This is a genomic window from Cryobacterium sp. MP_M3, from assembly GCF_015752155.1.
In the GTDB taxonomy this organism is placed as follows: Bacteria; Actinomycetota; Actinomycetes; order Actinomycetales; family Microbacteriaceae; genus Cryobacterium.
In genome coordinates this window covers 109459-134837 of the sequence record NZ_JADOVI010000004.1, presented here as the reverse complement: position 1 = coordinate 134837, position 25379 = coordinate 109459, and the positions used below count along the sequence as shown (strand labels likewise).

Here is a 25379-nt window from a genome sequence, read left to right as displayed (position 1 = left end):
CCATGACGACGAGCGCGTTCGCGGCGCAGGGGGCCGACCTGGAACTGGTCGGAATTCAGAAGCGGTTCCCCGGCTTCACGGCAATCGAACACCTGGACCTGAAGATCCCGGCCGGGTCGTTCTTCGCCCTGCTCGGGCCGTCCGGATGCGGCAAGACCACCACCCTGCGCCTGGTCGCCGGGCTCGAGGAACCCACCGCGGGCCGCATCCTGATCGGTGGCAAGGACATCACCGGCCAGAAGCCCTACCAGCGGCCGGTGAACACCGTCTTCCAGAGCTACGCGCTCTTCCCGCATATGACCGTGCTCGAGAACGTGGCCTTCGGGCTGCGCCGGCGCCGGATCGACGACCCGGTCGCCAAGGCGCACGAGGCGCTGCGCCTCGTCGAACTCGACCACCTCGCAGCCCGCAAACCCCAGCAGCTCTCCGGCGGCCAGCAGCAGCGGGTGGCGCTGGCCCGGGCGATCGTGAACCGGCCGGCCTTGCTCCTGCTCGACGAGCCGCTCGGCGCACTGGACCTCAAGCTGCGGCGTCAGATGCAACTCGAGCTCAAGACGATCCAGGAAGAGGTGGGCCTGACGTTCCTGCATGTTACCCACGACCAGGAGGAGGCCATGACCATGGCCGACACCGTCGCGGTGATGAACAAGGGCCGGATCGAGCAGATGGGGGCCCCGGAGGAACTCTACGAACTGCCCAAGACCGCGTTCGTGGCGAACTTCCTCGGCCAGTCGAACCTCTTCACCGGTCCCGTCGTCGGCATCACCAGCGACGCCATCGCGGTCGCGATCGCCGGGCAGAAGATCGTGGTGCCGGCCGCCCGGGCCCATCGCCACACCGGCGAGGTCACCATCGGGATCCGCCCCGAGAAGCTCAGCCTGCACCTGTCGGCCCCCGCCGACGACCACGCCCGCAACACCATGGGCCCCGGCCGGGTGATCGACGTCTCCTTCAGCGGGGTGAGCACGCAGTACCTGATCACCGTCCCGCACGTGGGCACGCTCATCGTCTTCGCCCAGAACATGGCCTTCGGTCCCGTCGCCGAGGAGGGCGGGGAGGTCTGGGTCAGCTGGGACATCAAGCACGGCTTCGGCCTGGAGGACGAACCGGCCGACACGCCACGGTTCGAGGCGGACACCACCACGAGGAGCATTGCGGCGCAGAGGCGGGCGTCCCTGATCACGGAGCTCGAGGAGGTCTGACGATGGCGTTCGCCGCGTTCGCCACCACGACCAGCGAGGCCGAGCAGGTGCCCCGGCGCAAGAGCCCGGTCGCGCTCCTGCTGCTGCTTCCCGGCATCCTCTACCTGGTGCTGTTCTTCCTCACCCCGCTCGTCTCCCTGCTGCTCACGTCGTTCCAGGCCCCGTCCGAGTTCGGTGACATCGGCCAGTACACCTACGCGTTCCGGTGGGAGAACTACGTGCAGGTCGTCACGGACTACCTGCCGCACATCCTGCGCTCGTTCGGTTTCGCGCTGATCGCGACCGTGCTCGCGCTCGTCTTCAGCTACCCGCTCGCCTACTTCATCGGGGTGACGGCCAGGCGCTGGCCGCTGGCGCAGAGCCTCATGCTCGTGCTCGTGATCGCGCCGTTCTTCATCAGCTTCCTGCTGCGCACGCTGGCCTGGAAGCAGATCCTCTCCGATGAGTCGTTCATCATCACCTCGCTGAAGGCGGTGGCCCTGATGGCACCGGATGCCCACTTCACCGGAACGCCCGCAGCCGTCATCTTCGGTCTGACCTACAACTTCATCCCGTTCATGACCCTCCCGCTGTACACGACCCTGGAACGCCTAGACCTGCGCTACCTCGAGGCGGCCAGCGACCTGTACGCGCACCCGGTCGAGGTGTTCCGCAAGGTGACCATCCCGCTGTCGATGCCCGGGATCGTGGCCGGCACCCTGCTGACCTTCATCCCCGCCGCCGGCGACTACGTGAACGCCAGCCGGGACTTCCTCGGCGGGCCGGACAGCCAGATGATCGGAAACGTGATCGAGGCCAACTTCCTGGTGCTCCAGAACTATCCTGCCGCCGCGGCGCTCTCGATCATCCTGATGAGCGTGATCCTCATCATCGTGAGCATCTACGTCAAGCGGGCCGGAACGGAGGAACTGCTGTGAAACTCTCCCTCGGGCGGTGGCTGCTGCCGGTGTACGCCGTGCTCGCCCTGCTCTTCCTGATGGTGCCGATCGTCTACACCTTCATCTTCTCGTTCAACGACTCGCAGAAGTCGAACATCACCTGGCGCGGCTTCACGCTCGACAAGTGGCTCAACGTCTGCAATGTGCAGAACGGCGCGGTCTGCGAGGCGTTCGGCAACAGCCTCATCATCGGCGCGGTCGCCACCGTGGCCGCGACCGCGCTCGGCACCATGATCGCGATCGCCATCGTGCGGTACCGGTTCCGGTTCCGCTCCGGGGTGAGCCTTCTCCTGTTCCTGCCGATGGCCACGCCGGAGGTGGTGCTCGGTGCGGGTCTGGCCGCGCAGTTCCTGTCCGTGGGCGTGCCCAAGGACATGGTGACGATCATCCTGGCGCACACCATGTTCTGCATCAGCTTCGTCGTGGTCACGGTCAAGGCCAGGGTGGCCAGCCTCGACCCGGCCCTGGAGGAGGCGGGCCGCGACCTCTACGGTTCGCCGGGCCAGGTCTTCCTGCGGATCACCTTCCCCCTGCTGCTGCCGGGGATCCTCGCCGCCGCGCTGCTCTCCTTCGCCCTCAGCTTCGACGACTTCATCATCACCAACTTCAACTCGGGAGCGGTGACGACGTTCCCGAAGTACATCTACATCTCGGCGTCGCGCGGCATCCCGGCGGAGGCGAACGTGGTGGCCTCCGCCGTGTTCATCCTGGCGCTGGTGATCGTCGTGAGCGCGCAGGTGTCAGCCGCGGCGCGGGCGAAACGGCTCGCCAAGTCGGGCTGAGCGGCGGAGACGCGGCAACGGCGACGGTCAGACGTAGCTGGCGTGAATCTGGCCGACCTGGCGTCCGCCGCCGTAGACGGCGAGGCCCAGGTCGGGAAGCAGCGCCTCGATGTCGGTGTGCGCGATCGCGCCCGCGTCCGCCAGCAGGCGCAGGGCCACGATGGTGGCCGCCCGCAGGTTGCCGTCGAGGATCTTCAGGGCCACGGTGATCCCGTTCGCGGCCGAGGCGACCATGATGCCTTCCGCCCCGGTCTTGATGAACAGGCCGAGCCGTTCGATCACGATGGTGTCCGGCAGGCCCGGGCCGGCGATGACCCAGCCATTCTGCCGCACAGCCTCGGCGAGGAACCCCGCCTCGCGGTAGATCGCGAACGGCGAGTTCGACTTGGAGGTGGCGATCCGGGCGATGCCGCGGGCCAGGGCCGTCAGCGAGAGGGCGTGCACGGGCGCACCGCAGCCGTCGATCCCGGTCGCGGACGGCCGTTCGCCGGTGAACCGCTCGACGACGTCGAGAATGCGCTTCTGCAACGGATGCTCCGGGTCCAGGTAGCCGTTCAGGGCCCAGCCGTTCTGCTTGCAGGCGACGAGCATCGCGGCGTGCTTGCCCGAGCAGTTCATGTAGACCGGGGCCTTGCCGGCTCCCAGCCGTACCAGCGCATCGCGCGTGGCGGAATCGTCGGGCCAGGCGGCGGGGCAGGCGAGCGCCGTCTCGGGGATCCCGGCCCGGAACAGCAGGCCCCGCACGAGGTCGGCGTGGCGCTGGGTGCCGCTGTGGCTGGCCGTGGCGATCGCCGCGTCCTCACCGCGCAGGGTGACGCCGCTGGCCATCACGGCGATGGCCTGGAACGGCTTCATCGACGACCGGGGGAAGATGGGCGTCGTCACATCACCGAGGGCGCGGAGGACCGCGCCCTCGCTGGTGAGCACGACCGCGGAACCCGCGTGCCTCGACTCGATGAAGCCGCTACGCTCGACGACGGCGAGTTCGACCGCGTCGGCGACCGTGAACGTGTGCGGACCGTGCAGGGTCGCGGCTGTATAGGGAGAGGTCACGAGGTCAGGCGGGACTACAGTGCGGCGATCGCGTCGTCGATGACCGAGAGGGCATCGGCGAGCAGTGCGTCGGTCACGGCGAGGCTCGGCAGGAAACGGAGCACATTGCCGTAGGTGCCGGCGGTGAGCAGCAGCACGCCGTGCTGGGCGGCGTAGGCGGCGATCGAGGAGACGGCGGCCGCGTTGGGCTCCTTGCTGGTGTCCCCGGTGCCGGGCTGCACGAGTTCGATGGCGATCATGGCGCCGCGTCCGCGGGTGTCGCCGATGATGTCGTACTTCTCCTGGAGCGCGCCGAGGCCCGCACGCAGCGTCTTCTCGATCCGGGCGCCCTCGGCGAGCAGGTCATTGTTCTCGATCGACTCGAAGACCGCGATCGCCGCGGCGCAGGAGACCGGGTTGCCGCCGAACGTTCCGCCGAGGCCGCCGGGCTGGGACGCATCCATGATCTCGGCGCGACCGGTGACGGCGGCCAGCGGCATGCCACCGGCGATGCCCTTGGCGGTGAGCACGAGGTCGGGGGTCCAGCCGAAGTGCTCACTGGCGTAGTACTTGCCCGTGCGCGCCATGCCGCTTTGGATCTCGTCGGCGATCATGACGACGCCGTTCTTCGTGCACCATTCCTGCAGGGCGGTGAAGTAGCCGTCGGCCGGGACCATGAAACCGCCCTCGCCCTGGATCGGCTCGACGACGAGGCAGGCCAGGTCGGTCGGGCCGACGACCTTCTCGAGGTAGGTGATGGTGCGCTTGGCGGCATCCGCGCCGCTGAGGCCGTCGTGGTACGGGTAGGAACTGGGTGCGTGGTAGACGTCGCTGGCGAGCGGGCCGTAGCCGGTCGCGTAGGGCATCGCCTTGTAGTTCATCGCCATGGTGAGCACGGTGCGGCCGTGGTAGGCGTGGTCGAGCACGGCGACGGCGCGTCGGCCGGTGTACTTGCGGGCGATCTTCACGCCGTTCTCCACGGCCTCGGCGCCCGAGTTGATCAGCACCGACTTCTTCGGGAAATCACCGGGGGTGTGCGCGGCGAGCAGTTCACAGACCCGCACGTACTCCTCGTAGGGCGTGATGGTGAACAGGGTGTGGATGAAGTCCTGGGTCTGGGCGACGGCGGCCGCGACGACGCTCGACTCGGTGTGGCCGATCGTGGTCACGCCGATGCCGGCGCCGAGGTCGATGAACTGGTTGCCGTCGACGTCGACGATGATGGCCCCGTTTGCCTTCGCGATGTAGACGGGGAGCGCGCTGCTCACGCCGCCCGACACGGTGGCCAGGCGTCGCTGCTGCAGTTCGGTGGAGCGCGGCCCGGGAATCGCGGTCACGATCTTGCGTTCCTGCGTCACCGTGTAGACCGGTGCGGCGGAAGTGGACGGGGAAGTCGAGGGCGTCAGCGTGTCAGTCATGATGGAACCTAGTTTACCGACCAGCCCGGCGCGCGCGGCGGCGATTTGCTGCGAGAATCGGTTCCTGCAGCTGCGGAACCCGAAGGAGACGCCATGAATGGTGAGCACCGCTACGCCGTGACCGTCGCCTGGACCGGGAACCGCGGCACCGGCACCAGCGACTACCGGGAGTACGGCCGGGAGCACACGATCACCGCGACCGGCAAGGTTTCGATCGAGGCATCCGCCGATCGCAGCTTCCACGGCAACGCCGACCGGTGGAACCCGGAGGAACTGCTGCTGGCGGCACTCAGCGAATGCCACCTGATGTCCTACCTGCACGTCGCCGTGCGGCACGGGGTCGTCGTGGTCGGCTACACCGACGACGCGACCGGCACCATGGTGCAGACGAAGGATGGCGGCGGTCACTTCACCGAGGCCGTCCTCCGCCCCCGGGTGACCGTGCAGGACCCCGGCCAGGTCGACCTGGCCCAGAGCCTGCACGCGGAGGCGGCGAGACTCTGCTTCATCGCGGCATCCGTCAACTTCCCGGTCCGCCACGAGCCCACCGCCGTCCCCGCCTGACGGTGATCGAACCTGTCGGTGATCGAGCCTGACGGTGATCGAGCCTGTCGAGATCACCGTCCGCGGTCTCGACAGGCTCGACCACCGTCCGGGGCGCCCGGCGCCGCGCCGAGACTTGCCGCTTTAGGAGCCGGAGAGGGCCGTGAGGGTCTCCTCGATGACGCTCATCGCGTCGTCGATGAGCGCCTCGGAGATGACGACCGACGGCATGATGCGCAGCACCGAGTCCCAGCTGCCGGCATCCAGCACGATCACGCCGTTCGTGGTCGCGTGCTTGATGATCGCGGTGAGCGCCTCGGGGTACGGTGTGGTCGTGCCGGGGTGCACGAGCTCGACGCCGAACATGGCGCCCTTTCCGCGCACGTCGCCGACGACCGGGAACCGTTCGGTCCAGTCGCCGATGCGGGCCCAGAGGGCCTTCTCGACGCGCTTCGCCTCGCCGAGCAGGTCATCGCGCTCGATCAGATCGAACACGGCCAGGGCAGCGGCGGTGGAGACGGGGTTGCCGCCGAAGGTGCCGCCGATGCCGCCGGGCTGCACCGAGTCCATGATGTCGGCGCGGCCGGTGACCGCGGCGAGCGGGAAACCGCCCGCGATTCCCTTGGCGGTGGTGACCAGGTCGGGGATGACGTCGTGGTGCTCGATCGAGTACCAGGTTCCCGTGCGGGCGATCCCGGCCTGGATCTCATCGGCGACGAGCACGATCCCGTTGTCGGTGCAGAACTCGCGGATGCGCTTGAAGTAGCCGGGGGCGGGGATGACGATGCCGCCGTCGCCCTGGATCGGCTCCACGAAGAACGCGGCGATCTCGGTGGCGCCGATGTGGGTCGTGATGTAGTCGATGGTCTTCTCGGCGGCTTCCTCGCCGGTCAGTCCGTCGCGGTACGGGTAGCTCGTGGGCACGCTGTAGATCTCACCGGGGAACGGGCCCATCCCGGCGCGCTCCGGCCAGGGGCGGTACGTCATCGCCATGGTCAGGTTGGTGCGGCCGTGGAAGGCGTGGTCGAGGGCGACGATCGCGCGGCGGCCGGTGAACTTGCGGGCGATCTTGACCGCGTTCTCGACGGCCTCGGCACCGGTGTTCACCAGCACGGAACGCTTCTCGAAGTCGCCCGGGGTGATCTCGGCGAGCTTCTCGGCGACGGCGACGTAGTTCTCGTACGGGGTGACGGTGAACAGGGTGTGGGTGAGCTTGGCGGCCTGGGCGGCGGCCGCTGCAGCCACCTCGGTGTTGGCGTGGCCGATGGTCGTCACGCCGATGCCGCAACCCAGGTCGATGATCTGGTTGCCGTCGACGTCGACGAGGATCGCGCCGGCCCCGTGGTCCATGTAGATATTGGCAAGGGTGCCCGCACCGCGGGACACCGAGCGCAGGCGACGTTCCTGCAGCTCGATCGACTTGGGGCCCGGGAGGGCGGTGACGAGTTTGCGTTCTTGGGGGACCGAATACTGGGCAGACATGCTTCCAGCTTAGGTTGCGCCGGTTTCCGCCGTGTTTCGGATGCCCCGCACGGGCGCGATGAACTAGACGCGTTCGCGCGGGAACACGCGATCGGCCAGTTTCTGCAGGGTTCCTGAAGGCGGCGATTCGTTGTACTTCCCGGCCAGCTCCTGCCCGGACAACGCGTGGATCGCGGCCATGATCTCGTCGGTGGCGCCGCGTCTGGCCTTGCCGGATTCCGCCGAGCCGTGACGGCTCAGGTCGATCGGTGCGCCGAAGGTGACGGTGACCTTGCGGATGCGCGGGAACTTCGCCCCGACCGGCTGGATCTCCTGGGTGCCGACCAGCCCGACCGGTACGACGACCGCCCCGGTGGTGAGCGCGAGCCAGGCGACGCCGGTGCGGCCCTTGTAGAGCCGGCCGTCGAGCGAGCGGGTGCCCTCCGGGTAGATGGCGAAGGCGCTGTCGGACTCCAGGATGTTCCGCCCGGCGTCGAGGGCATCCTGCGCCGCCTGCCCGGCGCCGCGTTCGACCCCGACCGCACCGATCGAGGTGAAGAAGGTGCGGGAGACGAAACCCTTGAACCCGGTGCCGGTGAAGTAGGTGGACTTGGCCAGGAACTGCACCCGGCGCGGCGCGGACAGCGGGATCACGATGCTGTCGATGAAGGAGAGGTGATTGCTGGCGAGGATGACCCGCCCCTCGCGCGGGATGTTCTCGCGACCGGTGATGGTCGGCCGGAAGACCAGGCGGGCGATCGGCGCCATGATGCCGTAGCCGAGGAAATAGACGAAGCCGGGGCGTTTCGTTGGCTCCGGCGCCTCCTCCGACGGGTCGGCGAGGGGTTCGTCCTGGGGTTCGACTTTGGCACCGGTCACCCGTCGACACTACCGCCAGCAGCGCCGCACGCCGAAAGGACGCACCTGCAACGCCCGCGAATCGGTTGGACGGTGAACGGGAAGTCCGGCCGATCGCCGACCCTGCACCTAGCATGGGAGGGTGCGAAGACGAGTAGTAATTCTCGGGTCCACCGGCTCGATCGGAACCCAGGCCCTCGATGTCATCAAGGCGAACCCGACCAGGTTCGAGGTGGTCGGGCTGTCCGCGGGGAGCAATCGGGCGCTGCTCGAGCGCCAGGCCGCCGAGTTCGAGGTCGACGCGACCGCCCTCGGCGCCGACGAGGCCGAGCAGCTCGTGCGCGATGTCGACGCCGACGTCGTGCTCAACGGCATCACCGGTTCGGTGGGCCTCGGCCCCACCCTCGCGGCGCTGTCCGCCGGCCGCACCCTCGCCCTGGCCAACAAGGAGTCGCTGATCGTCGGCGGTGACCTGGTGAAGTCGCTGGCGGCACCAGGACAGATCGTGCCGGTCGATTCGGAGCACTCGGCCATCGCGCAGGCGCTGCGCTCCGGCACCGCCGGCGAGGTGCGGCGCCTGGTGCTGACGGCATCCGGCGGGCCGTTCCGCGGCCGCCGCCGCGGCCAGCTGGCGGATGTCACGCCCGCGCAGGCGCTCGCCCACCCGACCTGGAACATGGGGCCGGTGGTGACCACGAACTCCGCCACGCTCGTGAACAAGGGCCTCGAGGTGATCGAGGCGCACCTGCTCTTCGACGTGGACTACGAGCGCATCGACGTGGTCGTGCACCCGCAGTCGGTCGTGCACTCCATGGTCGAGTTCATCGACGGGTCGACGATCGCGCAGGCATCCCCTCCCGACATGCGCTTGCCGATCTCGCTCGGCCTGGACTGGCCCAACCGGGTGGCCGCGGTCGGCGCGCCGATCGACTGGACCGTCCCGCAGAACTGGACCTTCGAACCCCTCGACGATTCGGCGTTCCCCGCCGTCAACCTGGCCAAGCAGGTCGGCCGGGCCGGCGGAACCTACCCGGCCGTCTTCAACGCGGCGAACGAGCAGGCCGTCGAGGCCTTCCACGCCGGCGCCATCGGCTTCCTGGCCATCGTCGACACCATCCAGCGGGTCGTCGAGGCGCACGAGCAGAACGGCCCGCTCACCCGCGAGTCGCTCTCCGCCGCCGAGGCCTGGGCCCGCGCCGCGGCGGACAAGCTCCTCGCCCGCTGACCTCCCCGGTTCACCCCGCCCCGCACCCGCCCCACCCACCTCAACTCACCGCACCGAGACTCCGCCCCGCCCCGAAAGCCCCGTTCCCGTGCCGAATTCAGGTGCACAGCACGGAACAGTGCGACGGATGCCCGCCGGCGCCTCGTATTCGCGCAATTCTCCTGAATTCGGAACGGGCATGGCTGCGGTCTGGAGGAGAGGGATGGGGATAGGGAGGGACTCAGCGGCGGTAGCTCTCCGCGGTGGTGGCGAGGGCATCCGCCCAGCCAGTGGCCGACACCCCGAGCTCGCGCTGGGTCTCGGCGGAGTCGATCAGGTACGGCACCGTGAACTGGTAGCTCGACGCCCAGATCTCGTGCATCATCGGGTTCACCATGCCGAGGGAACGGAGCAGCCACTGCGGATATGCGGCCACCTTGCCGTGCGTTCCGAACCGCCGGTTGACCTGGTTCGCGATCTCGATCCGGCTGGCGGCGGCGCTCGGAACGTGCCACAGCCGGCCCCACTCCCCGTCGTGGTCGGCGGCGGCGATCAGGGTGCTGACGATGTCAGGAAGGTAGCTCCAGCTGTGCGGGAGGGCGGGCCGGCCGACGACGCGGGCGGTCTTCGAGGCGAGGATCGAGGTGAAGAAGGTTTCGCCCAGGTGGGCCGTGCCGGTGGCTCCCGGACCGAAATAGTCGCTCGCGCGCACCTCGACGCCGCGCAGCTCTCCGCGTTCGTGGGCCTCGCGCACCTTCCGCCAGCCCTCCTTGCGGACGAGGCCTTTGGCCTCCGTGGTCGTCTCCGGTGAGTGCTCGGTCATCGGGCCGGTCGGCGAGCCGTAGGGATACAGGTTCCCCATCACGACCAGGGCTGCGCCGGTGGCGGATGCCGCGTGGATCGCCGCGTCGATCATCGGCGGCCACTGGGTGGCCCAGTCGGTGTACGGCGGATTCGTGCAGAGGAAGATCGTCGCCGCACCGGCTGCGGACCGGGCGAACGCCTCCCGGTCGCCGGCGTTCAGCACGATCGCCGTGGCCCCCGCGGACGCGGAGCCGGACCGGGTGCCGATGGTGACCCGGTCGCCGCGCGCGGCGAGGCGCTCGGCCAGGGGATGCCCGATCAGACCGGCACCGACGACAAGTTGGGCGGTCATGACATCCTCCACGCGGTCAGTCGCCGCAATCGTCTTTCTTCTTGCACTTACCGTTGTCCTTGTTGCCGCCCTTGTCAACCGACGGCGACTGGCCCTCGGTCGGAGTGGGCGTCGGGGTGGGACGGCTGGTCTCGATCGCGTCGGCGAGGTCCCCGGTCACGAGGTTGATCGCGGCCTGGATCTCGGCGGACCGCGCGGCCGAGACCTGCCCGGCCGCGGCGGCGGTCAGCAGGTCGGCCTGCACGGCGGTGAGGGCGGACTGCGCCCCGGAGAAGTCGCCGGCTGCCGCGGCGGTGCTGACACCGAGCACCCCGGACTGCAGCTTGTCGGCCGTCGGGGTCGCCAGGTCGGGCGACGGACCGGAGCAGGCGGTCAGGGTGGCGGCGACGAGGAGCGCGGCGACCACGCCGGTCGAGAGGCGGGAGCGGACGGTCATGGTCTGAGGCTTTCCTGGAGTTGCCGGAGGTGGGTGCCGAGGGGGCCGTCGACGGCCGGGTAGCTCGCGGGCGTGGCCGCGGGGGCGGCGGGCCGGGGGGCGAACAGGATGGCGGCCAGGGCGACCAGCACCACGGCGACGACGACGACGCCCATTGTGCGGCGGGTCGGTCTCCGGCCCGAAGCCGAGGTCGACGACGAGGTCGACGACGAGGACGACGGCGGGCAAGCGGGGGAAGTTCGGGTCAGGCCGGTTCGTCCGCGGCCGGGAAGGAGCTCGGTCGGCGCGTCCGCCCGCACGGCCGCGGAATCCTCCGCGGGGGCGGGAGAAGTCGCGGAGGACGGTGTCGGCAGCAGGGCGGTCTTCTCGAGCAGGGCGGTCTCCTCGAGTAGGGCGGTCTTCTCCAGCAGGGCCGTCTTCTCCAGGGCCGCGGTCTTTTCCAGCAGCACGGTTTCTGCCGTCGGTTCGAGGAGCTCCGTCTCGTCGGCGTCGTCGAGCACGGAGCGCGCGGCGTCCGCGGCCGGTCCGGGCGCGGCCACGAGGCTCCGCAGCCGCACGGCGGCCTGTTCGGCGGTGAACCGCTCCTCGACGACCCGGTTGGTCATGCCGCCGAGCACCTCTGCCCAGCCGCGACCGAGGAAATCGGGAATGACGGGGTCGCGCGCCAGCCGGGCCATCGCGGATTCGATCGCCGAGCCGGGGAAGGCCCGCTCGCCGGTCAGGCACTCGAGCAGCACGAGGCCGAGCGAATAAACGTCGCTGGGCGGTCCGATCGGTTCCCCCAGCGCCTGCTCCGGGCTGAGGTAGCCGGCGGTGCCGAGCAGCGCCCCCGTCTTCGTGAGGTGGGTAGCGTCGAACAGGCGGGCGATTCCGAAGTCGGCGAGTTTGGCGTGCATGCCCCGGCCGGGGAAACCCGACGGCGCGAGCAGCACGTTGGCCGGTTTGATGTCGCGGTGGATGATGCCCTGCGAGTGCACGTAATGCAGGGCCTCGCCGAGGTCGGCCCCGATCTCGGCGACCTCCGCCGGCAGCACCGGGCCGTCGTTGATCCGGCTGCGCAGGTCCCGCCCGTTGACGAACTCCATCACGATGAAGGTGCGGGGGACACCTTCGATCAGGGCGGTGCCGGCGTCGAACAGGGTGACCAGGGCGAAGTGGTTCAGGCTCGCCAGCACGGCGACCTCGCCGCTCTGGCGCTCAGGGCCGGCATCGTCCGCGGTGTCCATGCGGAAAAGCTTGACCGCCACGGTGCGCCCGAGCACGACATCCGTCGCCTCGTAGACGACTGCCATGCCGCCGGTTCCGATCAGACGGTCGATGCGGAACCGGTCGGCGAGTCGAACGCCGATCGGGCCGGGAATGCGAGGCTCAGACAGAGGGGTCCTCCTAGTAGGTCCAACGGTCAAGCAAACCACACGCTGGGCCGGGAACGGCCAGCGCCTTCGCAGCTTGAAGTGGGTAATCTACGACTGTGGAAACCGTGCTGCTGTATCTCCTGGGCGTCGTCATCGTCGTCATCGGGCTCGCCCTGTCCATCGGCCTGCACGAAATCGGCCATCTTCTGCCGGCCAAAGCGTTCGGGGTGAAGGTCACCCAGTACATGATCGGATTCGGCCCGACCGTGTGGTCCCGCCGCAAGGGCGAGACCGAATACGGCGTCAAGGCCATCCCCCTGGGCGGCTACATCTCGATGATCGGAATGTTCCCGCCGGCGAAGAAGGGCGGCAGGGTCCAGGCCTCCAGCACCGGCTTCTTCAACCAGCTCGTGCAGGAGGGCGCCCCGGAGAAGAAACCGAACGCCCTGGCCACCATGGTCGACGACGCCCGCCGGTCCAGCGCCGACACCATCGGGGAGGGCGAGGACCACCGCGCCTTCTACCGGCTCCCCGTCTGGAAACGCATCATCATCATGCTCGGCGGGCCGACCATGAACCTGCTCATCGCCCTTGTGCTGTTCGCCGTGCTGCTGATGGGTTTCGGCACCGCGCAGGCGAGCACCACCGTCGGCAGCGTGTCCGCCTGCGTGCTCCCGGCCACCAGCGCCCGGCAGTCCTGCGAGGCGTCCGACGAGAAGGCTCCCGGCGCCGCGGCCGGCCTGAAGCCCGGCGACCGGCTCGTCAGCGTCAACGGCACGGCGATCGACAGCTGGGCCCAGTCCACCGACCTGATCCGCAACTCGCCCGGCATCCCGCTCACCGTCGTCGTCGAACGCGACGGCGCGAAGCAGACCCTCACGATCACGCCCAAGCTCACCGAGCGTTACGTGATGGATGCCGCGGGCAAGGTCGAGAAGGACCAGTCCGGCAAGGCGCTCACCCAGGAGGTCGGCTTCGTCGGCATCGGCCCGGCGGGCGAACTCGTGCAGCAGCCGGCCACGGCGGTCCTCCCGGCCGTCGGCGACAACATCGGCGCTGTCGTTCACATGATCGCCAACCTGCCGCAGCGGATGGTCGACATTGCGAACGCCGCCTTCGGCCCCGGCGAGCGCGACCCCAACGGCCCGATCAGTGTGGTCGGCGTCGGCCGCGTCGCCGGTGAGATCGCGAGCATCGACAGCATCCCGGTGAACAGCAAGATCGCCAGCATGCTCGGCCTGCTGGCATCGCTCAACATCGCCCTGTTCGTGTTCAACCTGATCCCGCTGATGCCGCTCGACGGCGGTCACGTCGCCGGGGCGCTCTGGGAAGGCCTGCGACGCTGGGTCGCCCGGCTGTTCAAACGCCCCGACCCGGGCCCCGTCGACACCGCCAGGCTGATGCCGCTCACCTTCGCCGTCGTGATCGTGCTCGGCGGGATGAGCCTGCTGCTGATCTACGCCGACATCGTCAAGCCGATCAGCCTGTTCGGCTGACCCGGCCTCTCCCGCATACTCCCGGGGGAGTAGCCGGAGACGGCCCCGGGCGGATGCCGCTTCCCCGCCCGGGTCGTAGCATCGGAACATGCCACCACACTGGGATTCGGACGCTCCGTGGTACGACCACGATCGCGGCCGCCCCGGCGGGGGCTACGGCGCCCGGATCCCGGCCGCGGCCCGGTTGTGGATCCCGGTGGTCGTCTCCTTCCTCGTGCATGTCCCCGCGGTCGCGGTCCTCGCCCGTTCCGGCCGCACGGGCGGCCCCGACGCCGGCCGGGAGATCGGCCGGGTGTTCGGCCGGGAACTCGTGCACGGCGGGCTCCAGCCCGGCTGGTACCTCGCGGTGGTGCTCGCCCTCATCGGTCCGCTCGCCCTGATCGGCGCCCGCCGCTACCCCGGCCCCGTCGTGGCCGTCGCCGCCGCGGCCGCCGGCGCGCTCGTGCTGCTGCGGCCAGACATCGGGCTGCCCTACGTCGCGCTCGGCTTCGCGATCGTGCTCGGCATCGTGCGCGGCGCCCGGATCTGGGTGTACGCCTCGGTCGCCGCCGTCTGGGTGGCCACGATCGGCCTCGCCGGGCTCTACGGCATCCCGCTGCAACCGGGTCGGATCGCGCTCACCACCCTGGGCCTGGCCCTGCTGATGGGTTTCGGCGAGGCGATCCGCACCCGGCGGGAGCAGATCCACGACCTGCGTCGCCGTGCGGATGCGCGGCGGCAGTCCGCCGAGCAGCGCGAGCGGGTGCGGATCGCCCGGGAACTGCACGACGTGCTCGCCCATTCGCTGTCGCAGATCAACGTGCAGGCCGGCGTCGGGCTGCACCTGATCGACAGCCAGCCGGGCAAGGCCGCCGAGGCGCTGGCCAGCATCAAGGCCACCAGTAAGAACGCCCTCGACGAGGTGCGCACGGTGCTGGGGATCCTCCGCTCCGACGTCGACCTGTCCGGCGCGTCCGGCGCGTCCGGCGCGTCCGGCGCCGACGATGACGCCCCCCGCACGCCCCAGCCGGACCTGGCCGGGCTTCCTGCCCTGGTCGAGTCCTTCAGCGCCCAGGGCCTGCGCGTCGAACTGGTGACCGAGCTCGGCCCGGACGGGACGGCAGCACCGGCCGCCACCCAGCTCGCCGTGTACCGGATCTGCCAGGAGGCGCTCACGAACGTGTTGCGGCATTCGGGGGCTCGCGCGGCATCCGTGCACCTGGTCGTCGACGGCGCCGACGTGCGGCTCACCGTGACCGACGACGGCACGACCCGCCCGGGTGATGCCGCGATCATGCCCGGCGGCGGCCTGCTGGGGATGCGGGAGCGGGCCGAGCTGCTCGGCGGCAGCCTGCGGGCCGAACGGATGCCGGCCGGCGGCTTCCTGGTCGAGGCGCGCCTTCCGTTGCGGAGGCCCCGGTGATCCGCGTCGTCATCGCCGACGACCAGCAGCTGATTCGGGCCGGGTTTCGCGCGCTGCTGGAGTCGGAACCCGACTTCGACGTGGTCGCGGAGGCTGCGACGGGGGCGGAGGCCGTCGAGCAGGTCACCCGGCACCGGCCGGACGTGGTGCTGATGGACATCCGGATGCCCGGCGGTGACGGCCTGTGGGCGACCGAGCAGATCGCAGCGGATGCCACGCTCGCCGGCACCCACATCGTGATCGTGACGACCTTCGAGCTCGACGACTACGTCGCCCAGGCGATCCGGGCCGGGGCCAGCGGCTTCCTGGTGAAAGACACCGAACCGACCGAGCTGATCCGGGCGGTGCGGGTCGCCGCAGCCGGGGACGCGCTGCTCTCGCCCGGCGTCACCCGGCGCCTGCTCGCACGGCTGGAGTCCGGGCTCCGGGCACCGCAGGGTCACACCTCGCTCGAGCCGCTGACAGCACGGGAACGCGAGGTTCTCGGCCTGGTCGGCCGCGGCCTGACCAACACAGAGATCGCGGTGCGGCTGTTCCTCAGCCCGCTGACCGCGAAGACGCACGTGTCGCGCATCATGAGCAAGCTCGGCGCTCGCGACCGGGTGCAGCTCGTCATCATCGCCTACGAGGAAGGCCTCGTCGGAGGCTGGTAGTGCCGGTAGTGCAGGAGCACTGCACCCGGGGGAGTACCCGAAGTGTCGCCGCGGGGCGGATTCGGCGGCCGGGTCGGCTCGCGACACTGGGGATACCGGTCAGGGCGGACCTTCCGCCGGGCAACAACGCACCGGGCCTCTCCACAGAATGGACACATCATGCTTTCGACTGCGGTACTCACCGGGCTCGCCGCCTACCCGGGCCCCGGGCCCGGCCACGGTTGGGGTGGCGGGCTGATCTGGTTGCTGGTCCTGATCCCGCTGTTCGGCCTCGGGCTCTTCGCGCTCCTCTTCGCGCTGCTCGGCCGCCGCTGGCGGCGCGGAATGGCCGGCCCCGGTTACCCGGGCGGGCCGGGCTTCCACGGCGGCCCGTCGCACTGGCAGGCCGGCGGGGACACCCGCAGCGCCGAGAAGACCCTCGCCGAGCGATTCGCCCAGGGCGACATCGACGAGGTCGAGTACCGGGCCAGGCTCGAGGTGCTCCGGGCCAACCGCGCCGACGACGCGGCCGCGCCGCCGCAGTAGCGCCGCGGACCGGGCCGGCTGGTCAGCGCGAGAGCAGCAGAGCCTCGCCCTGGCCGCCGCCGCCGCAGAGCGCCACGGCCGCCTTCCCACTGCCGCGGCGGGCGAGTTCCAGCGCCGCGTGCAGCGCCAGCCTCGAACCCGAAGCGCCGATCGGATGGCCGATCGCGATGGCGCCGCCGTGGATGTTGACCAGCTCGGGCGAGAGCCCGAGTTCCCTGGTCGATTCGAGCGACACCGCCGCGAACGCCTCGTTGATCTCGACCAGGTCGAGTTCGCCGGCCGCCCAGCCCTCCCGGTCGAGCGCGTGCTTGATCGCGTTCGCCGGCTGGGAGTGCAGCGAGTTGTCCGGTCCGGCGACATGGCCGGATGCCTTCACCACAGCGAGCCACTCCAGTCCCCGCTCCTCCGCCCACGCCCGGCTGCACAGCACCAGCGCGCTCGCGCCGTCGCTGAGCGGCGAGGAGTTCCCGGCGGTGATTGTGCCGTCCTCAGTGAACGCGGGGCGCAGCCGGCCGAGCGTCTCGGTGGTGCTGTCGCCGCGCACGCCCTCGTCGGCCGTGACCAGGAGCGGGTCACCGCGGCGCTGCGGCACGCTCAGCGGCGTGATCTCGTCGTCGAAGAGGCCGCCGCGGGCGGCTTCCGCCGCGCGCTGGTGCGAGGCGGCCGCGATGGCGTCCTGCTCGGCCCGGTCGATGCCGAGCCTGCCGTTCACGTGCTCGGTGGAGAGTCCCATCGAGAGCCCGTCGAAGGCATCCGTCAGCCCGTCGTGCGCCGCATGGTCCAGCGCTGTGACGCTGCCGTACGGCCAGCCCTGGCGGGACCCGGGGAGCAGGTGCGGGGCCTGGGACATCGACTCCTGGCCGCCGGCGACGACCACGTCGACCTCGCCCAGACGGATGAGCCTGGCCGCGTCGACGACGGCGGCCAGGCCCGAGAGGCAGACCTTGTTGAGCGTCATCGCGGGCACGTTCCAGGGGATGCCGGCGGCGATCGCGCTCTGCCTGGCCGGATTCTGGCCGCAGCCGGCCTGCAGCACCTGCCCCATCAGCACCGAGTCGACCTGGCCGGGGGATACCCCGGCACGGTCGAGTGCGCCTCTGATGGCGGCGCTGCCCAGTTGCACGGCGCTCAGGCCGGCCAGCCGGCCGTTCACCCGGCCCTGCGGGGTGCGGGACCCGGCCAGGATGACCACTTCGATCGAGTTCATGATGACTCCTTCGTCTTCGTGTAACCGTGTTCGCGCGCTGTCCTCGTGGGATGCGTTCTCAAGCGTCGTCCACCGAGCGTAGCCGTGCCGCCCGGGCGCCAGGACCGCCGGGTCACGGCCGGGGCGTGTCCCCGCTGCCGGAACGGACCATCTCCCCAGTTGCCTGACCTAGGATATGGCCGTGGCTGCTATCAATTTGGGAATGCCCAAAGTACCCGAGGTTCTCGCTCCGCGACGCAAGAGTCGCCAGATCAAGGTCGGCAAGGTCCTCGTCGGCGGTGACGCTCAAGTCAGCGTCCAGTCAATGACGACGACACCGACGACGAACATCAACGCGACGCTCCAGCAGATCGCCGAACTCACGGCATCCGGCTGCGACATCGTGCGCGTGGCCGTGCCGACCCGGGACGACGCCGAGGTGCTCTCGATCATCGCGAAGAAGAGCCAGATCCCCGTCATCGCGGACATCCACTTCCAGCCCAGCTACGTCTTCGCCGCGATCGACGCCGGCTGCGCCGCCGTGCGGGTGAACCCGGGCAATATCCGCAAGTTCGACGACCAGGTCGGCAAGATCGCCGCCGCGGCGAAGGCCGCGGGCGTCTCGCTCCGGATCGGCGTCAACGCCGGGTCCCTCGAGCCGAGCCTGATGCAGAAGTACGGCAAGGCCACCCCGGAGGCGCTCGTCGAGAGCGCGGTCTGGGAGGCGAGCCTGTTCGAGGAGCACGACTTCCACGACTTCAAGATCTCGGTCAAGCACAACGACCCGGTGATCATGGTCAAGGCCTACCGGCTGCTCGCCGAGCGCGGCGACTGGCCCCTGCACCTCGGCGTCACCGAGGCCGGCCCGTCGTTCCAGGGCACCATCAAGAGCGCGACGGCGTTCGGCATCCTGCTCGGCGAGGGCATCGGCGACACCATCCGGGTCTCGCTCAGCGCGCCCCCGGCCGAGGAAGTGAAGGTCGGCCTGCAGATCCTGCAGTCGCTCAACCTGCGCGAGCGCAAGCTCGAGATCGTCTCCTGCCCGAGCTGCGGCCGGGCCCAGGTGGATGTCTACAAGCTCGCCAACGACGTCACCGCCGGGCTCGAGGGCATGACCGTGCCGTTGCGCGTGGCCGTGATGGGCTGCGTCGTCAACGGACCGGGAGAGGCCCGCGAGGCCGACCTGGGCGTGGCATCCGGCAACGGCAAGGGGCAGATCTTCGTGCGCGGCGAGGTCATCAAGACCGTGCCGGAGGACGAGATCGTCGCCACCCTGATCGAAGAAGCCAACCGCCTGGCCGCGGAAATGCCCGCCTCCGAGGATTCCCTCGGCGCCCCGGTCGTCACCGTCTCGAAGTAGCCGCTCCCGCCCCCACGCGCCCCACGCGCGTTGAGTTGCGGAAAAGACACCTTCGCGAGCGCGACGAGGGTGTTCTCTCCGCAACTGAGCCGCCGGGATGCGGCGCGCGCCGCGAACTGGCGCGCGCCGTAAAGTAGGGGGGTGCCTATTCGTATGTCCAACTACTTCCTCCGAACCCTCCGCGAAGACCCCTCGGATGCCGAGGTCACCAGCCACCGCCTGCTCGTGCGGGCCGGCTACATCCGCCGCCAGGCCCCGGGCATCTTCGCCTGGCTGCCGCTCGGCCTGCGGGTGAAGAACAAGATCGAGACGATCGTGCGCGAGGAGATGGCCGCGGCCGGCGCCTTCGAGGTGCATTTCCCCGCCCTCCTGCCGCGTGAGCCCTACGAGGTCACCGGGCGCTGGGACGAATACGGCGATGGCCTGTTCCGCCTCCAGGACCGCAAGGGCAGCGACCTGCTGCTCGCCCCCACCCACGAAGAGGTCTTCACCCTGCTCGTGAAGGACCTCTACAACAGCTACAAGGACCTGCCCCTGTCGATCTACCAGATCCAGGACAAGTACCGCGACGAGGCCCGTCCCCGGGCCGGTCTCCTCCGCGGCCGCGAGTTCACCATGAAGGACGCCTACTCCTTCGACTACACGGATGCCGGTCTCGACCTGAGCTACCAGGCCCAGCGCGACGCATACGAGCGCATCTTCACCCGGCTCGGCCTCGAGTACGTCATCGTCAAGGCGGATGCCGGCGCGATGGGCGGGTCCCGCAGCGAGGAGTTCCTGCACCCCACCGCCGTCGGCGAAGACACCTTCGTGCGCTCGGCCGGCGGCTACGCAGCCAATGTCGAGGCGTTCACCACGCCGGCCCCTCCCGCCATCGACTGGGCGCCGATCCCGGCCGCCGAGGTGCACGACACCCCCGACACTCCGACGATCCAGACCCTCGTCGACCGGGCCAACAGCGCCCACCCGCGCCCGGACGGCCGGGAGTGGACCGCGGCCGACACGCTCAAGAACGTCGTGCTCGCCCTCACCCACCCCGACGGCTCCCGCAAGCTCGTCATCATCGGCCTGCCCGGCGACCGCGAGGTCGACCTCAAGCGGGTCGAGGTCGCGTTCGCCCCGGCAGAGGCCGAGGCCGCCAACGAAGCCGACCTGGCCAGGCACCCCGGACTCGTCAAGGGCTACATCGGCCCGTGGTCGAAGAGCGGCGCGGTGCTCGGCGAAAAGTCGGTCACCGGCATCCGTTACCTGGTCGACCCGCGCGTGGTCGACGGCACCGAGTGGATCACCGGCGCCAACGAACAGGGCCGCCACGTCTTCGGGCTGGTCGCCGGCCGCGACTTCCAGGTCGACGGCACGGTCGAGGCCGCGGATGTGCGCGCCGGCGACCCGGCACCCGACGGCTCCGGCCCGGTCGAGCTCACCCGCGGGATGGAGATCGGGCACGTGTTCCAGCTCGGCCGCAAGTACGCGGAGGCGCTTGGACTCAAGGTGCTCGACGAGAACGGCAAGCTCGTCACCGTCACGATGGGGTCCTACGGCATCGGCGTCACCCGCATCCTCGCGATCATCGCCGAGCTCAACAACGACGCGAAGGGCCTGATCTGGCCCGAAACCGTGGCTCCGTTCGACGTGCACGTGATCGCCACCGGGCGGGACGAGGTCGTCTTCGACACCTCCGAGGCCGTGGTCGCGGCGATCGAGGCCACCGGCCGCGAGGTGCTCTACGACGACCGGCGCAAGGTGTCGCCCGGCGTCAAGTTCGGCGACGCCGAACTGATCGGCGTGCCGAGCATCGTCATCGTCGGCCGCGGGGCTGCGGACGGCATCGTCGAGCTCTGGGACCGCCGCACGGGCGAGCGCACGCAGGTCGCCGTCGCGGATGTCGCCGCCAGCTTCAGCTAGGCTCGCGGCTCAGTTTCGGGAAGCGGGCGCATGTTCCACCGTGCGCCCGCTTCCACACCGTGCGCCGCGAGGCCGTGGAGTCAGGTACCGTAGAGGAGAGCCCGCTGCGCAGTTTCGCGGCGGCAAGATCTGAATAGAGGAGGCCGGCCATGGACATCGACCTCAGCGTGTTGCGGCAAATGGAGCGCGAGAAAGAGATTCCCTTCGAGGAGCTCGTGCAGATTATTGAGCAAGCAATTCTCACGGCCTATCAGAAGCACACCCACCAGGGTGAAGCTTCCAAGGCCGTCGAGGAAGTGCCGGAAGCGCGCGTCGTACTCGACCGCAAGTCCGGACACGTCGACATTTTTGTGCCCGAACACGACGAAGAGGGCAACGTCATCGGCGAAGCCGTCGACAACCCCACCGACTTCGGCCGGATTGCGGCCTACGCCGCGAAGCAGGTCATCAACCAGCGTCTGCGCGACCTGGCCGACGACGCTGTGCTCGGCGAGTTCAAGGGCCGCGAGGGCGAGATCGTCGCCGGGATCATCCAGCAGGGACCCAACCCCCGCATGATCCACGTCGACCTGGGCACGATCGAAGCGATCCTCCCGCCCGAGGAGCAGGTGCCCGGGGAGAGCTATGTGCACGGCTCCCGCATCCGCGTCTACGTGACGGCGGTCGGCAAGGGACTCAAGGGCCCGCAGATCACGGTCTCGCGCACACACCCGTCGCTGGTGCGTCGCCTGTTCGCGCTCGAGGTTCCCGAGATCGCCAGCGGAGTCGTCGAGATCGTGTCGCTCGCCCGCGAGGCCGGCCACCGCACCAAGATGGCCGTCCGCGCCACCGAGCCCGGCGTCAACGCCAAGGGTGCCTGCATCGGCGAGCTCGGCCAGCGCGTGCGCGCCGTCACCGCCGAGCTCAATAACGAGAAGATCGACATCGTCGACTACTCGCCCGACCTGGCCACCTTCGTCGCGAGCGCGCTGTCTCCCGCGAAGGTCACCAGCGCCTACGTCATCGACGAGTCCATCAAGGCCGTCCGCGCCCTCGTTCCCGACTACCAGCTCTCGCTGGCGATCGGCAAGGAAGGCCAGAACGCCCGCCTCGCGGCCAAGCTCACGGGTGCGAAAATCGACATCCAGCCGGACAGCATTCTGGAGGACACCGAATAGGGGGTACGATGGAACCCGTTAGAACGTGCATTGGATGCCGTTCGCGCGCCCCTCGATCCTCACTTCTGAGGGTTGTAGCCCGGGAATCGGAACTCGTGGTGGATGAAACCGCCACTCTAACTGGGCGAGGCGCGTGGTTGCATCCCACCGCCGCGTGCTTCCAGGACGCACTGCGGCGACACGCTTTCGGGCGTGCCCTTCGCGTGACCAGGTCTTTGGGCGCGAAACAACTAGAGAACAGGCTGAATGGCTAATGGATAACTAATGAGCGGCTCGAAATGAGACCCGTCCGTTACTAACGGTCTGCCCCTTTCCGGGTGCAGGCCCGGAACAGGAGAATTGTGGCTGCGAAACCACGCGTACACGAGATCGCAACTGAGCTCGGTGTCGACAGCAAGGTAGCCCTTGCGAAACTGAAAGAGATGGGCGAGTTCGTCAAAGGACCGTCCAGTAGCGTTGAACCCCCCGTCGCGCGCCGTTTGCGCGCCGCGCTTCAGGCCGACGGTGTAACCGGCACTGCGGCATCCACCACTTCGGCGGCTCCCACCGGCACCGCGCCGGTCGCCGCTTCACCCGCGAAGCCGGGCGGCGCACGTCCGTCGCCGGCCAAGCTCGCCGTCAAGCCGGGCGCACGCCCGGTCGCGGAGGTCGCCGTCGAGGTTCCCGCCGCTGACGCACCGCCGATGCCGTCCGCTCCGCTGACGGTCGCCGAGCGCCAGGCCCAGGCCGCCGAGAAGGCCGCAGCGGCCGACAAGGCCGCAGCAGCAGCAGCTGAGGCTGCGCCCGTGACGGATGCCCCGGCAGCCGGCACGGACGGCGCGACCCCGGTCGCCGCCAAGCCCGGTGTCTCCGTTCCGAAGCCGCCGTCCGCGCGCCCCGGCAACAACCCCTTCGCCAGTAACCAGGGCATGGGCAAGACCCCGAGCCCGCGCCCAGGCAACAACCCGTTCGCCAGCGCGCAGGGCATGGGCCAGCGCCCGGCGTCGACCACGTCCCCGAGCAACATCCCGCGCCCGGCCGCTCCGCGCCCCGGCGCGCCCCGTCCGGGTGGACCCGGCCAGGCGCCGCGTCCGACCGGTTTCGGCCAGCGTCCGGGTGCCTTCCAGCGTCCCGGTGGCGCACCGGGCGGCGCTGGCGGCGCACGCCCCGGCTTCCAGCGCCCCGGCGGCGCGCCGGCCGGTGCCCCCGGCTTCGGCCCGCCCCGTCCGGCAGGTGGTGGCGGTGCAGGTGGCCGTGGCCGCGGCCCCGGCGGCGGAACCGCTGGTGCGTTCGGTCGCGGTGGCGGCAAGAACAAGGCTCGCAAGTCCAAGCGGACGAAGAGGGCAGAGTTCGAGCTGCGCGAGGCCCCGTCGCTGGGTGGCGTGAGCGTACCCCGCGGCGACGGCGGAACCGTGGTGCGTCTGCGCCGCGGCGCGTCGATCACGGACTTCGCCGACAAGATCGACGCGAGCCCCGGAAACCTCGTCACCGTGCTGTTCCACCTCGGTGAAATGGCGACGGCGACGGAGTCCCTCGACGAGGCGACCTTCGACGTGCTCGGCAGCGAGCTCGGCTATAAGATCCAGATGGTCTCACCCGATGACGAGGACCGCGAGCTTCTGCTCGGCTTCGACATCGACATCGACCAGGAGCTCGAAGACGAGACGGACGAAGAACTCTTCGCCCGGCCTCCCGTCGTCACGGTCATGGGTCACGTCGACCACGGTAAGACCGCGCTCCTCGACGCCATCCGCAATGCGAAGGTGGCGGCGGGCGAAGCCGGCGGCATCACCCAGCACATCGGCGCCTACCAGGTCGTCACCGAGCACGAGGGCATCGAACGCGCCATCACCTTCATCGACACACCGGGCCACGAGGCGTTCACCGCCATGCGTGCCCGTGGTGCGCAGGTCACCGACATCGCGATCCTCGTGGTCGCGGCGGACGACGGCATCATGCCGCAGACGATTGAAGCGCTCAACCACGCCCAGGCCGCCAACGTGCCGATCGTGGTCGCAGTGAACAAGATCGACAAGCCCGGCGCCAACCCGCAGAAGGTGCGCCAGCAGCTCACCGAGTTCGGCCTCGTCGCCGAGGAATACGGCGGAGACGTCATGTTCGTCGACGTGTCGGCGAAGCAGGGCATCGGCATCCAGGAAATCCTGAACGCCGTGCTGCTCACCGCGGACGCCGGACTCGACCTGCGCGCCAACCCCGACAAGGACGCTCGCGGCGTGGCCATCGAGGCTCGCCTCGACAAGGGCCGCGGCGCCGTGGCGACCGTGCTCATCCAGTCGGGAACCCTGCACGTCGGGGACTCCATCGTGGCGGGAACGGCCTACGGCCGTGTTCGTGCGATGGCCGACGAGAACGGCGTCCCCGTGCTCGCCGCGAACCCGTCCAGGGCCGTCCAGGTTCAGGGCCTCTCCAGTGTTCCGCGAGCCGGCGACACCTTCCTGGTCATCCAGGAAGACCGCACGGCACGTCAGATCGCCGAGAAGCGCGAAGCCGCCGAGCGGAACGCCCTGCTGGCCAAGGCCCGCAAGCGGATCAGCCTCGAGGACTTCACCCGTGCACTCGAAGAGGGCAAGGTCGAATCGCTCAACCTCATCATCAAGGGCGACGTGTCCGGTGCCGTCGAGGCACTGGAAGAGTCGCTCCTCAAGATCGAGGTCGACGATTCGGTTCAGCTGCGCATCATCCACCGCGGTGTCGGTGCGGTCACGGAGAGCGACGTCAACCTCGCCACCGTCGACAACGCCATCATCATCGGCTTCAACGTTCGCCCCGACACGAAGGCACGCGAACGCGCCGCCCGTGAAGGCGTGGACGTGCGCTTCTACTCCGTCATCTACAACGCGCTCGAGGACATCGAGAACTCCCTCAAGGGAATGCTCAAGCCCGAGTTCGAAGAGGTGCAGAGTGGTGTCGCCGAGATCCGCGAGGTGTTCAGCTCGTCCAAGTTCGGGAACGTGGCCGGTGTCATCGTTCGCTCGGGTGTCATCACGAGGAACGCTAAGGCGCGGGTCATCCGCAACGGCATCGTCGTGGGAGACAACCTGGGCATCGAGTCGCTGCGCCGGTTCAAGGACGACGTCACCGAGGTCCGCACGGACTTCGAGTGTGGTATCGGCCTGGGCAAGTTCAACGACATCCAGATCGGTGACGAGATCGAGACGATCGAAATGAAGGAAAAGCCGCGGGTCTAACCCGTCGGTTGGGCAGCGGGTCTCCGCTCGATCCCCTGAAAAGGGGAGAGGGCGGGGACCCCTTCCCTGATTCCCTGCCAGGGGAGTCGCGCTGCGAACAGCGTTTCGCGGAGAATTGGGCG

At 69.5% G+C, this 25379-nt stretch carries 22 protein-coding genes; 14 read left to right on the top strand and 8 right to left on the bottom strand.

What is annotated here, in order from left to right; translation table 11 throughout:
* The first annotated feature begins 2 nt into the window (after positions 1-2).
* From IWX89_RS06755 to IWX89_RS06745, 3 genes are read left to right on the top strand one after another with little or no spacing between them, the layout of a single operon-like run.
* Entirely contained in the window at positions 3-1202 is a 1200-nt protein-coding gene (locus IWX89_RS06755; protein WP_196902784.1) for an ABC transporter ATP-binding protein, read from the top strand.
* Positions 1203-1204: 2 nt separating this feature from the next.
* Positions 1205-2119 (top strand): ABC transporter permease, encoded by a 915-nt coding sequence (locus IWX89_RS06750; protein WP_196902783.1) that lies wholly within the window; start codon positions 1205-1207, stop codon positions 2117-2119.
* A complete protein-coding gene (locus tag IWX89_RS06745; protein WP_196902782.1) occupies positions 2116-2922 on the top strand; it encodes an ABC transporter permease in 807 nt (268 codons plus the stop codon). Before IWX89_RS06750 ends, IWX89_RS06745 begins: the two co-directional genes overlap by 4 nt.
* Positions 2923-2949: 27 nt before the next feature.
* On the opposite strand, the gene IWX89_RS06740 is transcribed toward IWX89_RS06745, so the two are convergent.
* Both IWX89_RS06740 and gabT read right to left on the bottom strand, forming a co-directional pair.
* Complete coding sequence (locus tag IWX89_RS06740; RefSeq protein WP_307836454.1) at positions 2950-3975, bottom strand: asparaginase; 1026 nt, start codon at positions 3973-3975, stop codon at positions 2950-2952.
* A gap of 14 nt (positions 3976-3989) precedes the next feature.
* On the bottom strand, positions 3990-5372 hold the full coding sequence (gabT, locus tag IWX89_RS06735) for a 4-aminobutyrate--2-oxoglutarate transaminase (RefSeq protein WP_196902781.1): 1383 nt from the start codon (positions 5370-5372) through the stop codon (positions 3990-3992).
* Positions 5373-5465: 93 nt separating this feature from the next.
* On the opposite strand from gabT, the gene IWX89_RS06730 reads away from it, so the two are divergent.
* Positions 5466-5936 (top strand): OsmC family protein, encoded by a 471-nt coding sequence (locus IWX89_RS06730; RefSeq protein ID WP_196902780.1) that lies wholly within the window; start codon positions 5466-5468, stop codon positions 5934-5936.
* Positions 5937-6059: 123 nt separating this feature from the next.
* Here the strand turns inward: IWX89_RS06730 and IWX89_RS06725 are convergent, their stop codons facing one another.
* Both IWX89_RS06725 and IWX89_RS06720 read right to left on the bottom strand, forming a co-directional pair.
* Positions 6060-7397 carry an aminotransferase class III-fold pyridoxal phosphate-dependent enzyme gene (locus tag IWX89_RS06725; protein ID WP_134506252.1) on the bottom strand — a complete coding sequence of 446 codons (1338 nt, stop codon included), beginning with the start codon at positions 7395-7397 and terminating at the stop codon, positions 6060-6062.
* Between the two features lie 63 nt (positions 7398-7460).
* Positions 7461-8255 (bottom strand): lysophospholipid acyltransferase family protein, encoded by a 795-nt coding sequence (locus tag IWX89_RS06720; protein WP_374220494.1) that lies wholly within the window; start codon positions 8253-8255, stop codon positions 7461-7463.
* A 121-nt stretch (positions 8256-8376) separates the two neighbouring features.
* Here IWX89_RS06720 and dxr point away from each other — a divergent pair, with 121 nt between their 5' ends.
* The gene (gene dxr / locus IWX89_RS06715; protein ID WP_196902779.1) at positions 8377-9459 is read left to right on the top strand and encodes a 1-deoxy-D-xylulose-5-phosphate reductoisomerase; all 1083 of its coding nucleotides are present in this window, start codon (positions 8377-8379) and stop codon (positions 9457-9459) included.
* A gap of 220 nt (positions 9460-9679) precedes the next feature.
* On the opposite strand, the gene IWX89_RS06710 is transcribed toward dxr, so the two are convergent.
* The 3 genes from IWX89_RS06710 to IWX89_RS06700 are packed head-to-tail and all read right to left on the bottom strand — an operon-like array spanning position 9680 to position 12445.
* Positions 9680-10594 carry an NAD-dependent epimerase/dehydratase family protein gene (locus IWX89_RS06710; protein ID WP_196902778.1) on the bottom strand — a complete coding sequence of 305 codons (915 nt, stop codon included), beginning with the start codon at positions 10592-10594 and terminating at the stop codon, positions 9680-9682.
* Positions 10595-10610: 16 nt separating this feature from the next.
* Entirely contained in the window at positions 10611-11030 is a 420-nt protein-coding gene (locus IWX89_RS06705; protein ID WP_196902777.1) for a hypothetical protein, read from the bottom strand.
* A complete protein-coding gene (locus IWX89_RS06700; protein WP_307836453.1) occupies positions 11027-12445 on the bottom strand; it encodes a serine/threonine-protein kinase in 1419 nt (472 codons plus the stop codon). Before IWX89_RS06700 ends, IWX89_RS06705 begins: the two co-directional genes overlap by 4 nt.
* A gap of 56 nt (positions 12446-12501) precedes the next feature.
* Here IWX89_RS06700 and IWX89_RS06695 point away from each other — a divergent pair, with 56 nt between their 5' ends.
* The 4 genes from IWX89_RS06695 (at position 12502) to IWX89_RS06680 (ending at position 16461) form a co-directional block, all read left to right on the top strand.
* Positions 12502-13881, top strand: a complete 1380-nt coding sequence (locus IWX89_RS06695; RefSeq protein WP_196902775.1) for an RIP metalloprotease — start codon at positions 12502-12504, stop codon at positions 13879-13881.
* An 88-nt stretch (positions 13882-13969) separates the two neighbouring features.
* Positions 13970-15283 (top strand): sensor histidine kinase, encoded by a 1314-nt coding sequence (locus IWX89_RS18995; RefSeq protein WP_196902774.1) that lies wholly within the window; start codon positions 13970-13972, stop codon positions 15281-15283.
* Positions 15280-15936: a response regulator transcription factor gene (locus IWX89_RS06685; RefSeq protein WP_196902773.1), complete on the top strand. Its 657-nt coding sequence runs from the start codon at positions 15280-15282 to the stop codon at positions 15934-15936. Before IWX89_RS18995 ends, IWX89_RS06685 begins: the two co-directional genes overlap by 4 nt.
* Positions 15937-16095: 159 nt before the next feature.
* Complete coding sequence (locus IWX89_RS06680) at positions 16096-16461, top strand: hypothetical protein (RefSeq protein ID WP_196902772.1); 366 nt, start codon at positions 16096-16098, stop codon at positions 16459-16461.
* Between the two features lie 22 nt (positions 16462-16483).
* On the opposite strand, the gene IWX89_RS06675 is transcribed toward IWX89_RS06680, so the two are convergent.
* On the bottom strand, positions 16484-17668 hold the full coding sequence (locus tag IWX89_RS06675; RefSeq protein ID WP_196902771.1) for an acetyl-CoA C-acetyltransferase: 1185 nt from the start codon (positions 17666-17668) through the stop codon (positions 16484-16486).
* Positions 17669-17849: 181 nt separating this feature from the next.
* Between IWX89_RS06675 and ispG the strand changes: the two genes are divergently transcribed.
* The 5 genes from ispG (at position 17850) to infB (ending at position 25257) form a co-directional block, all read left to right on the top strand.
* Complete coding sequence (gene ispG, locus IWX89_RS06670) at positions 17850-19007, top strand: flavodoxin-dependent (E)-4-hydroxy-3-methylbut-2-enyl-diphosphate synthase (protein ID WP_196902770.1); 1158 nt, start codon at positions 17850-17852, stop codon at positions 19005-19007.
* Between the two features lie 153 nt (positions 19008-19160).
* Positions 19161-20912, top strand: a complete 1752-nt coding sequence (locus IWX89_RS06665; protein ID WP_231383010.1) for a proline--tRNA ligase — start codon at positions 19161-19163, stop codon at positions 20910-20912.
* 149 nt (positions 20913-21061) lie between these two features.
* Entirely contained in the window at positions 21062-22069 is a 1008-nt protein-coding gene (nusA, locus tag IWX89_RS06660) for a transcription termination factor NusA (RefSeq protein ID WP_134506271.1), read from the top strand.
* 8 nt (positions 22070-22077) lie between these two features.
* A complete protein-coding gene (locus IWX89_RS06655; RefSeq protein WP_196902768.1) occupies positions 22078-22323 on the top strand; it encodes a YlxR family protein in 246 nt (81 codons plus the stop codon).
* Between the two features lie 87 nt (positions 22324-22410).
* A complete protein-coding gene (infB, locus tag IWX89_RS06650) occupies positions 22411-25257 on the top strand; it encodes a translation initiation factor IF-2 (RefSeq protein ID WP_196902767.1) in 2847 nt (948 codons plus the stop codon).
* Positions 25258-25379: the final 122 nt, after the last annotated feature.

Coding starts and splice junctions, on each gene's coding strand:
- IWX89_RS06755 (WP_196902784.1), top strand. CDS start 3: ATGACGACGAGCGCGTTCGCGGCGCAGGGGGCCGACCTGGAACTGGTC.
- IWX89_RS06750 (WP_196902783.1), top strand. CDS start 1,205: ATGGCGTTCGCCGCGTTCGCCACCACGACCAGCGAGGCCGAGCAGGTG.
- gabT (WP_196902781.1), bottom strand. CDS start 5,372: ATGACTGACACGCTGACGCCCTCGACTTCCCCGTCCACTTCCGCCGCA.
- IWX89_RS06730 (WP_196902780.1), top strand. CDS start 5,466: ATGAATGGTGAGCACCGCTACGCCGTGACCGTCGCCTGGACCGGGAAC.
- IWX89_RS06725 (WP_134506252.1), bottom strand. CDS start 7,397: ATGTCTGCCCAGTATTCGGTCCCCCAAGAACGCAAACTCGTCACCGCC.
- IWX89_RS06710 (WP_196902778.1), bottom strand. CDS start 10,594: ATGACCGCCCAACTTGTCGTCGGTGCCGGTCTGATCGGGCATCCCCTG.
- IWX89_RS06705 (WP_196902777.1), bottom strand. CDS start 11,030: ATGACCGTCCGCTCCCGCCTCTCGACCGGCGTGGTCGCCGCGCTCCTC.
- IWX89_RS18995 (WP_196902774.1), top strand. CDS start 13,970: ATGCCACCACACTGGGATTCGGACGCTCCGTGGTACGACCACGATCGC.
- IWX89_RS06680 (WP_196902772.1), top strand. CDS start 16,096: ATGCTTTCGACTGCGGTACTCACCGGGCTCGCCGCCTACCCGGGCCCC.
- IWX89_RS06675 (WP_196902771.1), bottom strand. CDS start 17,668: ATGAACTCGATCGAAGTGGTCATCCTGGCCGGGTCCCGCACCCCGCAG.
- IWX89_RS06665 (WP_231383010.1), top strand. CDS start 19,161: ATGTCCAACTACTTCCTCCGAACCCTCCGCGAAGACCCCTCGGATGCC.
- nusA (WP_134506271.1), top strand. CDS start 21,062: ATGGACATCGACCTCAGCGTGTTGCGGCAAATGGAGCGCGAGAAAGAG.
- IWX89_RS06655 (WP_196902768.1), top strand. CDS start 22,078: ATGGAACCCGTTAGAACGTGCATTGGATGCCGTTCGCGCGCCCCTCGA.